The 12,256-nt window shown below is 70.8% G+C and carries 11 protein-coding genes; 1 reads left to right on the forward strand and 10 read right to left on the reverse strand.

All coding sequences use genetic code 11. From position 1 onward, the window contains the following. Window positions 1-111: 111 nt before the first annotated feature. Entirely contained in the window at window positions 112-432 is a 321-nt protein-coding gene (locus EDD90_RS17755) for a hypothetical protein (RefSeq protein ID WP_123973957.1), read from the reverse strand. A gap of 186 nt (window positions 433-618) precedes the next feature. Here EDD90_RS17755 and EDD90_RS17760 point away from each other — a divergent pair, with 186 nt between their 5' ends. Beyond that, window positions 619-1,428, forward strand: a complete 810-nt coding sequence (locus EDD90_RS17760; RefSeq protein ID WP_123973958.1) for a cyclopropane-fatty-acyl-phospholipid synthase family protein — start codon at window positions 619-621, stop codon at window positions 1,426-1,428. Between the two features lie 65 nt (window positions 1,429-1,493). Here EDD90_RS17760 and gatB read toward each other — a convergent pair whose 3' ends face one another. The 9 genes from gatB to EDD90_RS17805 all read right to left on the reverse strand — a co-directional run bounded on the left by gatB (window position 1,494) and on the right by EDD90_RS17805 (window position 12,247). Continuing rightward, complete coding sequence (gatB, locus tag EDD90_RS17765; RefSeq protein ID WP_123973959.1) at window positions 1,494-3,008, reverse strand: Asp-tRNA(Asn)/Glu-tRNA(Gln) amidotransferase subunit GatB; 1,515 nt, start codon at window positions 3,006-3,008, stop codon at window positions 1,494-1,496. Window positions 3,009-3,023: 15 nt separating this feature from the next. Then, entirely contained in the window at window positions 3,024-3,266 is a 243-nt protein-coding gene (locus tag EDD90_RS17770; protein WP_123973960.1) for a hypothetical protein, read from the reverse strand. After that, window positions 3,263-4,756, reverse strand: a complete 1,494-nt coding sequence (gene gatA, locus EDD90_RS17775; protein ID WP_123973961.1) for an Asp-tRNA(Asn)/Glu-tRNA(Gln) amidotransferase subunit GatA — start codon at window positions 4,754-4,756, stop codon at window positions 3,263-3,265. Before gatA ends, EDD90_RS17770 begins: the two co-directional genes overlap by 4 nt. A gap of 5 nt (window positions 4,757-4,761) precedes the next feature. Further along, window positions 4,762-5,058, reverse strand: a complete 297-nt coding sequence (gene gatC / locus EDD90_RS17780; protein ID WP_018531282.1) for an Asp-tRNA(Asn)/Glu-tRNA(Gln) amidotransferase subunit GatC — start codon at window positions 5,056-5,058, stop codon at window positions 4,762-4,764. Between the two features lie 288 nt (window positions 5,059-5,346). Then, complete coding sequence (locus EDD90_RS17785; RefSeq protein WP_123973962.1) at window positions 5,347-5,838, reverse strand: cupin domain-containing protein; 492 nt, start codon at window positions 5,836-5,838, stop codon at window positions 5,347-5,349. A 31-nt stretch (window positions 5,839-5,869) separates the two neighbouring features. Continuing rightward, window positions 5,870-6,241, reverse strand: a complete 372-nt coding sequence (locus EDD90_RS17790) for a DUF4267 domain-containing protein (protein ID WP_123973963.1) — start codon at window positions 6,239-6,241, stop codon at window positions 5,870-5,872. Window positions 6,242-6,592: 351 nt separating this feature from the next. Beyond that, on the reverse strand, window positions 6,593-8,824 hold the full coding sequence (locus EDD90_RS17795; RefSeq protein WP_123973964.1) for a bifunctional diguanylate cyclase/phosphodiesterase: 2,232 nt from the start codon (window positions 8,822-8,824) through the stop codon (window positions 6,593-6,595). A 213-nt stretch (window positions 8,825-9,037) separates the two neighbouring features. Then, complete coding sequence (gene ligA / locus EDD90_RS17800; RefSeq protein WP_123973965.1) at window positions 9,038-11,230, reverse strand: NAD-dependent DNA ligase LigA; 2,193 nt, start codon at window positions 11,228-11,230, stop codon at window positions 9,038-9,040. A 15-nt stretch (window positions 11,231-11,245) separates the two neighbouring features. Next, window positions 11,246-12,247, reverse strand: coding sequence for a methionine synthase (locus tag EDD90_RS17805; RefSeq protein ID WP_123973966.1), 1,002 nt, complete (start codon window positions 12,245-12,247; stop codon window positions 11,246-11,248). Between the last annotated feature and the right edge of the window lie 9 nt (window positions 12,248-12,256).

Raw genomic sequence — 12,256 nt, forward strand, 5'->3', positions numbered from 1 at the left:
GACACTCTTGCAGGCGGAAGCACTCGTTCAGCCTGGTTCACGGGTCCGCCCCCGCGACTGGGAGGTATGTCACAGGACAGTAACGACAACTCTGTCGCCCCAGCGGGGACGTCAGTCGAACTGGTCTCCGAGAGCCATCACCATGGTCCCCAGGATCATCAGCCACAGGGCCCAGCGGGTCCGGCCCCGGGCCCCCAGCGCCGACGCGGCCACACAGACGGCGGCCCCGGAGCCGTAGGCGACCGGCACCAGTGCGCGCACCCCGCTCAGTCTCATCAGCGAGGCGGTGAGCCCCATCAGAGCCAGCAGCGCCCCGGTCACGGTGGCGGTCCAGCGGGCCCGACGGGCGTCCTCGAAGAGGTCCTCGTCGTCGTCCGCGGCCTCCACGTCGGTTATCTCGGGTTCGGCGTCGGATTCGGCGTGTGCGGTCATGGCGGGCGAGCGTAGTACCCCCACCTGAGGAAACCGCCTGCGGACCATGTCCACAACTGCTAGCTTCCGCTGGTCAGCCTTGATCGGCCCCTCGCCGACGACCGAAGCGGGTGCATTGTTCGACATTCCGAATGAGCTCCTCTGCATCGCCCTTCACTACGAAGATCACAAGGAGCCCGTTCAACGATGTCCGACGCCGCCTCCCCCACATCGTCGAAGGATGACTCTCTCACCGGCCGTGTGACCCACCCGCGTTACCCGCTCAGCAGCACCTACGACGCCCGCTGGTCCGTCGAGAACCAGATGGGCCCGCACGCCCTGTGGCTGCTCGAATGGCTGGCCCCCGCCCTCGGCCTGGACGCCCTGCGCCCGTACGCGCGCGTGCTCGACCTGGGCTGCGGCCGCGCGATGACCTCGATCTTCCTGGCCAGGGAGTTCCATGCGCAGGTCACGGCTGCCGACCTGTGGGTCAGGCCCGACGACAACGCCGGTCGCATCGCCGAGGCCGGGTTCGCCGACCGGGTGCAGCCCGTGCACGCCGAGGCGCACGGCCTGCCCTTCGCCGAGGGCGGCTTCGACGCGATCGTGAGCATCGACGCGTACCAGTACTTCGGCACCGACGACCTGTATCTGCCCACGCTCACCCGGCTGCTGAAGCCCGGCGGACGGATCGGCGTCGTCGTACCGGCGCTGAAGGAGGAGATCACGGGCGCCGAGCCGCCGGAGCATCTGAAGCCGTGGTGGGAGCCCGACTTCTGGTGCTTCCACTCCGCCGACTGGTGGCACCGCCACTGGACCCGCAGCGGGGCCGTCGAGGTCGAGGCCGCCGACTGGCAGCCGGACGGCTGGCGGGACTGGCTGCGGTGGTGCGAGGTGGTCGCCGAGGAGAGCACGGACGACTTCCACGTCCGGATGGCGAGCCGGTCCGCGGAGATGCTCCGCGCGGACCAGGGGCGCACGCTCGGCTTCGTACGGGTCGTCGGGCGCCGTAAGTAGCCGCCTGCGCAACGGTACGGCCCCGGAGGCAGCGCCTCCGAGGCCGTGACCGCTTTTGCTGCCGCTCAGCCCTCGCTGACGCCGAGCTTCTCCAGGATCAGCTCCTTGACGCGGGCCGCGTCGGCCTGGCCGCGGGTCGCCTTCATGACCGCGCCGACCAGGGCGCCGGCCGCGGCGACCTTGCCGCCGCGGATCTTGTCGGCGATGCCCGGGTTGCCGGCGATGGCCTCCTCGACGGCCGTGGTCAGCGCGCCCTCGTCCGAAACGACCTTCAGACCGCGCTTGTCGACGACCTCGTCCGGGGTGCCCTCGCCCGCGAGGACGCCCTCGATGACCTGGCGGGCCAGCTTGTCGTTGAGGTCACCCTTCGAGACCAGCTCGGTGACCCGGGCGACCTGCGCCGGGGTGATCGCCAGCTCGTCGAGCGAGGTGCCCGACTCGTTGGCACTGCGGGCCAGTTCGCCCATCCACCACTTGCGGGCGGAGGCCGCGTCGGCTCCGGCGTCGATGGTGGCGACGATCAGGTCCAGCGCACCGGCGTTCAGGATCGCCTGCATCTCGGTGGCCGAGATGCCCCACTCCGCGAGGAGGCGGGTACGGCGGGCCAGCGGCATCTCGGGCAGGGCCGCCCGGATCTCCTCGACCCACGCGCGGGACGGGGCGACCGGCACCAGGTCCGGCTCCGGGAAGTACCGGTAGTCCTCGGCCTCCTCCTTCACGCGGCCCGAGGTCGTGGACCCCGTGTCCTCGTGGAAGTGCCGGGTCTCCTGGATGATCGTCCCGCCGCTGCTCAGTACGGCCGCATGCCGCATGATCTCGAAGCGGGCCGCACGCTCCACGGACCGCAGCGAGTTCACGTTCTTGGTCTCGGAACGCGTGCCGAACTTCTCGGTGCCGTTGGGGCGCAGCGACAGGTTCACGTCGCAGCGCATCTGGCCCATCTCCATCCGGGCTTCCGACACGCCGAGCGCCCTGATGACCTCGCGCAGCTCTCGGACGTACGCCCGCGCGACCTCGGGAGCACGCTCGCCCGCACCCTCGATCGGCTTGGTGACGATCTCGATGAGCGGGATGCCCGCGCGGTTGTAGTCGAGCAGCGAGTGCGAGGCGCCGTGGATACGGCCGGTCGCACCACCCACGTGGGTGGACTTGCCGGTGTCCTCCTCCATGTGGGCGCGCTCGATCTCCACACGGAAGGACTCCCCGTCCTCCAGCTGCACGTCGAGGTAGCCGTTGAAGGCGATCGGCTCGTCGTACTGGGAGGTCTGGAAGTTCTTCGGCATGTCCGGATAGAAGTAGTTCTTCCGGGCGAAGCGGCACCACTCGGCGATCTCGCAGTTCAGCGCGAGACCGATCTTGATCGCCGACTCGATGCCGATCGCGTTGACGACCGGGAGCGCGCCGGGCAGGCCGAGGCAGGTCGGGCAGGTCTGCGAGTTGGGCTCGGCGCCCAGCTCGGTCGAACAGCCGCAGAACATCTTGGTCTTGGTGCCGAGTTCGACATGGACCTCAAGGCCCATGACGGGGTCGTACGACGCCAGCGCGTCCTCGTACGGCACCAGGTCGGTCGTGGTGGTCACGGTGAAACTTCCCTCTCAGCCCAGCAGGACGTCGTCGTCGCCCAGCCGCTTCAGCTCGCGGTAGAGGATCGCGAGGCCGGTCACGATCGCCACGGCGGAGACCGTGGCGTCGATCAGCCGGAGCGTGTCGTGCTCGGCGCGGGCCTTCTTGATCTGCTTGGCGACACCGACCGCACCGAACGCGGTGGTGGCCATGGACAGGTACGTGCCGGACTTCGACTTCTTGAAGCCCTTGGCCTTCGACAGTGCGTTGCTCACAGCGACGGTGCCTCCTCCAGGAGCGGGTGGCCCCACTTTTCCACGAAGGCGGCCTCGACGGCGGCGCCGACCTTGTAAAGACGGTCGTCCTTCAGCGCCGGGGCGATGATCTGCAGGCCCACCGGGAGGTTGTCCTCCGGGGCGAGACCGCAGGGCAGCGACATCGCCGCGTTGCCCGCGAGGTTCGTCGGGATGGTGCACAGGTCGGCCAGGTACATCGCCATCGGGTCGTCGGCACGCTCGCCGATCGCGAAGGCGGTGGTGGGCGTCGTGGGCGACACGATCACGTCGACCTGCTCGAAGGCCTTCTCGAAGTCGCGCGTGATGAGCGTGCGGACCTTCTGGGCGGAGCCGTAGTACGCGTCGTAGTAGCCGGAGCTCAGGGCGTACGTACCAAGCATGATGCGGCGCTTCACCTCGGGGCCGAAGCCCGCCTCACGAGTGAGGGAGGTGACCTCCTCGGCCGAGTGGGAGCCGTCGTCGCCCGTACGGAGGCCGTAGCGCAGGCCGTCGAAGCGGGCGAGGTTGGAGGAACACTCGGACGGCGCGATCAGGTAGTACGCCGACAGCGCCAGGTCGAAGGACGGGCAGTCCAGCTCGACGATCTCCGCGCCCAGCTCCTTGAGGAGGGCCACGGACTCGTCGAAGCGCTGGATGACACCGGGCTGGTAGCCCTCGCCGCGGAACTGCTTGACGACGCCGACGCGCATGCCCTCGACGCTGCCGTTGCGGGCGGCCTCGACGACCGGCGGGACGGGCGCGTCGATGGAGGTGGAGTCCATCGGGTCGTGCCCGGCGATGACCTCGTGCAGCAGCGCCGCGTCCAGGACCGTACGGGCGCAGGGCCCGCCCTGGTCCAGGGAGGACGAGAACGCGACCATGCCGTACCGGGAGACCGCGCCGTACGTCGGCTTCACGCCGACCGTGCCGGTGACGGCGGCCGGCTGGCGGATGGAGCCGCCGGTGTCGGTGCCGATGGCGAGCGGCGCCTGGAAGGAGGCGAGCGCGGCGGACGAACCGCCGCCCGAGCCGCCGGGGATCTTGGTGAGGTCCCACGGGTTGCCGGTCGGCCCGTACGCGCTGTTCTCGGTGCTCGACCCCATGGCGAACTCGTCCATGTTGGTCTTGCCGAGGATGACGACGTCAGCGGCCTTGAGGCGCTTGGTGAGGGTGGCGTCGTACGGCGGGATCCAGCCTTCGAGGATCTTCGAACCGACGGTGGTCGGAATGCCCTCGGTGGTGAAGATGTCCTTGAGCGCGAGCGGGACGCCGGCGAGCGGCCCGAGCTTCTCGCCCCGGGCCTTCTTCTCGTCGACGGCGCGCGCCTGCGCCAGGGCGCCCTCGCGGTCGACGTGCAGGAAGGCGTGCACCTTCTCGTCGACGGCCTCGATCCGGGCGAGGTGGGCCTCGGTGACCTGGACCGCGGTGAGCTCGCCGGAGGCGATCTTCGCGGCGGTCTCGGCGGCGGTGAGTTTGATGATGTCCGTCATCGGGATCAGTCCTCCCCCAGGATCTGCGGCACCTTGAAACGCTGCTGCTCCTGGGCCGGGGCGCCGGAGAGCGCCTGCTCGGGGGTGAGCGAGGGACGGACCTCGTCCGCGCGCATGACGTTCGTCAGCGGCAGCGGGTGCGAGGTCGGCGGTACGTCTTGGTCGGCGACCTCGCTGACGCGGGCGACCGCGCCGATGATGTCGTCGAGCTGGCCTGCGAAGTGATCGAGTTCTTCGGGCTTCAGCTCCAGACGCGCCAGCCGGGCGAGGTGGGCGACCTCCTCGCGCGTGATGCCAGGCATGCAGCGATCCTCTGGGGTGAGTGTGTGTGGTTTGGAGCGGGGTGCTGGCGTCACATTTCCGCCGTCCGCCCGAAGGGCGGGCCCCGCGGCGTCTGGCGCGTGCGATCGCAAGACGCCGGAGCGCCCTCGTGGCGGAGCCACGTGGGCGATTCGGCAACGCGGCGAGCGTGCGTGCCAGGCGTCGCGAGGCAGGCGGAAATGTGACGCCAGTGCCCAATCCTATGGGGCGGGGCCCGGTGACCGTGCAACGGTTTCCCCCGGGCCCCGAAACGTCGGTACGTCCGCGGCTCAGCGGCGGGTGTCCCAGACCTCGCTCCGCAGGAAGTGGTTGTCGTACAGATCCTGCGCCTCCAGAAGGCTCTCCGGGGTGGCCTCGCCCAGGCGCAGGCGCTGCAGGTGGCGGAAGTACTCGAAGCGCTCCACGCCCGGTGTGATGACGATCAGGATGTCCGCGGTGCTGCCGGGAACGGCGGCGAAGGCGTGCGGTTTCCCGGGCGGGACGATGACCAGGTCACCGCGCTCGGCGGTGACGACGTCGTCGCCCGAGAGCAGCTCTGCGGCGCCGTCGAGCACGTAGAACATCTCGGCGGAGTTCCGGTGCAGATGCGGCACGGCGCCGTCGGCGCCCTCGCCGAGGCTCACCCGCACGGTGGACAGCGCACCGCCGCTGGCGCTGCTGTCGGCGAGCAGCCTGATCCGGCTCGGGTCGGCGCCGACCACCTCGGCTTCGGCCTCGCGCACGACCACGGAATCGTCGAATTTCGGTACGAACAGCGACATTTCCAAACCCCCTGTCAATGGATTGTGCCGTTCAGACGAGGAAGAGCAGCACGGCGCTGATCAGTACAACGATCGCGGTGGCGAAGTGGATCCCGAACGCGACGGCGCGCGCACCGCCGTGCCGCAGCACTATCAGCGTGTCACCCAGCGGCACGAGCGCCACGCACAGCATGAACCAGGCCTCGGCGTGCGCACCGGCGAAGGCCAGCAGCGCGAGGCCCAGGACGCCGAACGTGCCGTCCTTGAGCCCCTTGACGGAGAGATAGGCACCCGCGTCGCCCTTCGGGTCGGCGGGAACGCCGTATCCGGCGGCGGCCGGGCCCGGCTGGAACAGGAACCGGTAGCCGAGGAACAGGCAGAACAGGTCGAGCAGGACGGCGAGGGTGTAGGCGGTGACGGTCATGGAATGCCCCCTGTTTTCTAGCAGCGCTAGGACTAAGAGCAAAGTTAACAGATCGCCGACAGATTGGCTAGCGTTGCTAGAATCCTGGCAATGGGGATTCACGGGCAAGGACGCCCACCTTGTGACCGGGTAAGGGAAAGCGCCCCGTCAGGGGCGCTGGGAGTACCCCCGGCCGAAGGCTGGGGGAGGAACTGCGCGAGCAACCAACGACGCGCCCGAAGCCGAAAACGGTGAACGCCCCCTACGGCGGCGCCCACAACCGACCCATCGACAACCGCCGACGGCGCAACACCCCCGCGGGAGACGCTCACCTCTCGGGGAACGGACGGGTGGGCGGGCGGGCCGGTGGGGCTACTCCGCGGCCGGCAGAGCCGCCCGCGGCCGCTGCCACCCCCGCGACCCCCGCGCCAGCAGCCACGCCGTCGTCTCCTCCGGCGGCATCGCGGCCGCGACCAGCCACCCCTGCACCGCGTCACACCCGAGATCCCGCAACCGCTCCCACGTCTCGTCGTCCTCCACGCCCTCCGCGACGACCAGCAGCCCCAGCGAATGCGCGAGATCGACCGTGCAGCGCACGATCTCCGCGTCCTCGTTGTCCACCGCCAGCCGCGCCACGAACGACCGGTCGATCTTCAGCTCGCTCACCGGCAGCCGCCGCAGATGCACCAGCGACGAGTACCCCGTACCGAAGTCGTCGAGTGACATCTTCACGCCGTGCCCGTGCAGCCCCGCGAGGGTGTCGGCGGCCCGCTGCGGGTCCTCCAGCAGCACATGCTCGGTTATCTCCAGCTGCAGCGCCCCCGCCGGAACCCCGTGCCGGGCCAGCCGTGCCGCCACCAGGCCCGCGAACCCCGGCGTGTGGACGTCACGCGGCGAGACGTTCACCGCCACCGGCACCCGCAGCCCCTGTGCCCGCCACTCGGCGACCTGGCCGAGCGCGGTCTCCAGCACGTACTCCGTCAGATGGGGCATCAGCCCGGAGGACTCGGCGATCGCTATGAACTCGTCCGGCGGCACCTTGCCACGCTCGGGGTGCACCCACCGGACCAGCGCCTCGAGACCGGCCACCTGGCCGTCGAAGCGGACCTTCGGCTGGTAGTGCAGCTGCACCTCGTGCGCGTCCAGGGCGCGGCGCAGATCCCCCAGCAGGCCCAGCCGGTCCGGGGTGTTGGAGTCCCGCTTGGACTCGTACACCTCGACGCCCGTACGGTCCCGCTTCGCCTGGTACATCGCCACGTCCGCCCGGCGCAGCAGTCCCTCCGCGTCGAGCGCGTGGTCGGGGAAGACGGCGACGCCCGCACTGGCCTCCAGGACCAGCGTGAGTCCGTCGAGGTCGAGCGGGGAGGAGAGCACCGTGACCAGGTTCCGGGCCACCCGGGTCGCGGAGGTCGTGGAGTCGGCGACGGGCAGTAAGACCGCGAACTCGTCGCCGCCGAGCCGGGCGGCCTCCGCACCGCGCGGCAGCGCGGCCCGCAGCCGGTCGGCTATCTGCAGCAGCAGCCGGTCACCGGCGAGATGACCGAGCGTGTCGTTGACCGAACGGAACCGGTCGAGGTCGATCAGCATCAGGGCCGAGCGGGCGCCGATGCGCTCGGCGTCGTCGAGGGCGGTCCAGATCCGCTCCAGGAGCCACTGCCGGTTGGGGAGCCCGGTCAGCGGGTCGCGCAGCTGCTCCTCCGCCCGGGCCCTGGCTATCCAGAGGGTGGAGTCGAGGGCGACCAGCGGGATGGAGAACAGCGGCAGCAGCAGCGGCTGGGCGACGGCGACCACGCAGATCAGCGGGGCGATGCCGAGCAGGGCGACGGCGACCAGGCCCTGCCTCATCAGCGCGGTGCGGGCGACGGTGGGCACTCCGCCGCCGCGCGGTGCGTGCAGGTACCAGAGCAGGGCACGGGTGACGGCGAGATAGGCCACCGCGACGAGCACGACCTCGGGGGCCGCGGCGATGGTCCAACCGGCCGGGTCCCAGGGGGACTCCACGGTCGGGACGCGTCCGAACGCGCCGAGCACCAGCGCGCCGGCACCGATGCCGAGGATGTCCACCGCGCCGTGCAGGACGCCCTGCCGCCAGCGGTGGCGCCTGGCTATGCCGACCAGGACGACGACGGTGAGGCTGACCAGGCCGGCGGGCACCCAGCCGTAGAGCACGAGGACGGCGAGGGTGAGGGCGGCGCCGGAGCCGGTGCCGCCCCACCAGCGGGCGCGGCCGAGCAGCACGAGGTGGCCGACGATGATGCCGGTCAGCACGGCCAGCGCCCAGCCGACCGTGCCGGACGGGAAGAGGGCGTGGTTGTCGCTGAACGCGCGGTAGAAACCCGCGCCGAGGGCGAACGCGGCGGCCCCGACGACCCCGGCGGGCAGTGCGGGCCAGGACAGGTGCCGGTCGTGATCGGAGCCGGTCAGGTCGGGCGGCGGTTCGATGGCGGCCAGCGGCAGCGGGTCACGGGCGTCCGCCGCGCCGCTCGGTACGGGCAGGCCCACGCGCCGATCGCCCAGCACCGTCCACCGGCTCCCCCGCCACGCGCCCGGCCGGCGGCGCAGCGGCAGCCGCGCGTCCGGGGCGGCGCTCTCGGTCGGTTCCATTCCCGTCCCTCTCACAGCCGGCGGTGCCCACGCCATGCGGTCCGTGCCCTCCTGGAGCACGGGAATGCCCCGACCGCAGCTGGGCACGGCAGGCGCACACCTCAACAGTAGGCCGCAGAAGGCTTTCACGGGCAGCGGTCGCCGACGGTTGCCCGTTTGCACCCCGGCCACCCGTATGCATCTGGTATGCGCCGAACGGGTGGCCTTCAACCGCTACTCCTCGGTCGGAAGGGCGACTTCGGCCGCTGCGTCCGGTCCCTGCTCCAAAAGGACGACAAATCCGTCCTCGTTCAGAACCGGCACCTTGAGCTGCATCGCCTTGTCGTACTTCGATCCGGGGTTGTCACCCACGACCACGAAGGACGTCTTCTTGGACACCGAGCCGGTCACCTTGGCACCCCGGCTCTGCAGCGCGTCCTTGGCGCCGTCCCGGGTGAACTGCTCCAGGGTTCCGGTCACGACGACGGTGAGACCCTCCAGCGGACGCGGTCCCTCGTCCTCGCCGGTGGACTCGTCCTCCAGCGGGACTCCAGCGGTCTTCCACTTTCGGATGATCTCGCGGTGCCACTCCTCGGCGAACCACTCCTTGAGCGCCGTCGCGATGATGCCGCCGACGCCGTCGATGTGGGAGAGCTCCTCCTCGGTGGCCTGCTCGATGCGTTCGATGGAGCGGAACTCGCGGGCCAGCGCCTGGGCGGCGACCGGTCCGACGTGCCGGATGGACAGGCCGTTGAGGAAGCGGGCGAGCGGGCGGGTCTTCGCCTCCTCGATGTTCTGCAGGAGCGCGAGGGTGTTCTTCTTGGGCTCGCCCTTCTGGTTGGCGAAGACCGTGACGACCTTCTCCTCGCCGGTCTTGGGGTCGCGCTTGGGCAGCCCGCTGTCCGGGTCCAGGACGTACGCCTTGATGGGCAGCAGCTTCTCCACCGTGAGGTCGAAGAGGTCGCCCTCGTCGGCCAGCGCCGGGTCGGCCGGCTCCAGCGGTCGGGTGAGCGCGGCCGCGGCCACCGCGCCGAAGTGCTCGATGTCCAGGCACTCCCGGCCCGCGAGGTACGACACCCGCTCCCTCAACTGGGCCGGGCAGGTGCGGGCGTTGGGGCAGCGGAGGTCGATGTCGCCCTCCTTCATGGCCCGCAGCGGTGTCCCGCACTCGGGGCACTCGGCCGGCATCACGAACTCCCGCTCGGTGCCGTCCCGCAGGTCGACGACCGGGCCGAGGATCTCCGGGATGACGTCACCGGCCTTGCGGATGACCACCGTGTCACCGATGAGCACGCCCTTGGCCTTGACGACCTCCTGGTTGTGCAGGGTGGCGAACTCCACCTCGCTGCCCGCCACCGTGACCGGCTCGACCTGCGCGTACGGCGTGACCCGGCCGGTGCGGCCGACGCCGACCTTGATGTCGATCAGCTTGGTGTTGACCTCTTCCGGCGCGTACTTGTAGGCGATCGCCCAGCGCGGCGCACGCGCGGTCGAGCCCAGCCGCCCCTGGAGACGGATCTCGTCGAGCTTGACGACGACACCGTCGATCTCGTGCTCCACGGAGTGCCGGTTCTCGCCGTAGTACGCGATGAACTCCCGTACGCCGTCGAGGTCGTCGACCACCCTGTTGTGCGAGGAGGTCGGCAGCCCCCAGGTCTTGAGCAGCTCGTACGCCTCGGAGAGCCGGCCCAGCGCCTCGAAGCCCTCCAGGGCGCCGATGCCGTGGACGACCATGTGCAGCGGGCGGGAGGCGGTGACCCGCGGGTCCTTCTGGCGCAGTGAACCGGCGGCCGCGTTGCGCGGGTTGGCGAAGGGCTTGTCACCGGCCGCGACCAGCCGTTCGTTGAGCTCGGCGAACTTCTCCATCGGGAAGTAGACCTCGCCGCGGATCTCCACGAGGTCGGGCACGTGCTCGCCGTTCAGCCGGTCCGGGATCTCCGCGATCGTACGGACGTTGGGCGTGATCTCCTCGCCGGTACGGCCGTCGCCGCGGGTCGCCGCTCGGGTCAGACGCCCGTGCTCGTAGGTGAGGTTGACGGCGAGGCCGTCGACCTTCAGCTCGCACAGGTAGTGGTAGTCGGAGGTGCCGACGTCCTTGTGGACGCGCTCGCCCCAGGCCGCCAGTTCCAGGTCGTCGAAGGCGTTGTCGAGCGAGAGCATGCGCTCGCGGTGCTCGACCGAGGTGAACTCCGTCTTGTACGCCCCCGCGACCTTCTGGGTCGGCGAGTCGGGCGTGCGCAGCTCGGAGTACTCCTCCTCCAGTGCCTCCAGGGCACGCAGGAGCTTGTCGAACTCCGCGTCGCTGACGACCGGGGCGTCCTTCACGTAGTACCGGAAGCGGTGCTCCTCGATCTGCTCAGCGAGCTGCGCGTGCTTCTCCCGTGCCTCGGCGGGCACCGTCGTCTCCGCTTGCTTGTCGCCGGCCACCGTGTTGTCCTCCCGTTACTCTGGGTTGTCCGCGAGTGATCTCGCCGCCCGGACGCAGTGGGCGAGCGCCTGCCGGGCGTACGCGGGGGAAGCGCCCGCGAGCCCGCACGACGGGGTGACCGTGACCGCCTCCGCGAGCAGCCCCGGCCGCAGCCCCAGCCTGCGCCACAGCGTCCTGACACCCATGACGCTACCGGCAGGGTCTGACAATGCGGCGTCCGTGCCGGGCACGACACCGACGAACAGCCCGGTACCGCCCTCCACGGCCTCGCCGATCGCGTCCTCGTCACGTTCGGTGAGGAGCGAGAAGTCGAAGGAGACGGCGGCGGCTCCGGCCCGGCGGAGCAGGGCGAAGGGGACGTCGGGGGCGCAGGAGTGGACGGCCACGGGCCCGTCGGCGTGGACCCCGATGACGTCCCGCAGGGTCGCCTCGACGATCTGACGGTCCACGGCCCGGTGGGTACGGTAGCCGCTGGCGGTCCTCACCTGCCCGCGCAGTACGGCGGTGAGGGACGGCTCGTCGAGCTGGAGCACGACAAGGGCGCCGGGGATACGGCGCCGCACCTCGGCCAGGTGCAGCCGGAGGCCCTCGCCGAGGGAGGCGGCCAGGTCACGGCAGGCGCCGGGGTCGGAGAGGGCCGACTCGCCGTTCCTCAGCTCCAGGGCGGCGGCGAGCGTCCAGGGACCGACCGCCTGCACCTTCAACGGGCCCGCGTAGTCCTGGGTGAACTCCTCCAGCGCGTCCAGGTCCTCGCCCAGCCAGGACCGGGCCCGCCGGGTGTCCCGGCCCGGCCGGTCGCCGATCCGCCAGCCGCTGGGCTCCACGCGCGCGTACAGCTCGACGAGCAGGCCGGCGGTGCGGCCGATCATGTCGGCGCCGGGGCCGCGGGCGGGCAGTTCGGGCAGGAACGGGAAGTCCTCGAAGCTGCCGGTCGCGGTCTTGGCGGCCTCTCGGGCGTCGGTGCCGGGGAGCGAGCCGACGCCGGTGGCGGGGCCGAAGCGGGTTTCTGCGTTCACGTGAGGAGC

It is taken from the genome of Streptomyces sp. Ag109_O5-1 (assembly GCF_003814875.1).
Taxonomy (GTDB): Bacteria; Actinomycetota; Actinomycetes; order Streptomycetales; family Streptomycetaceae; genus Streptomyces; species Streptomyces sasae.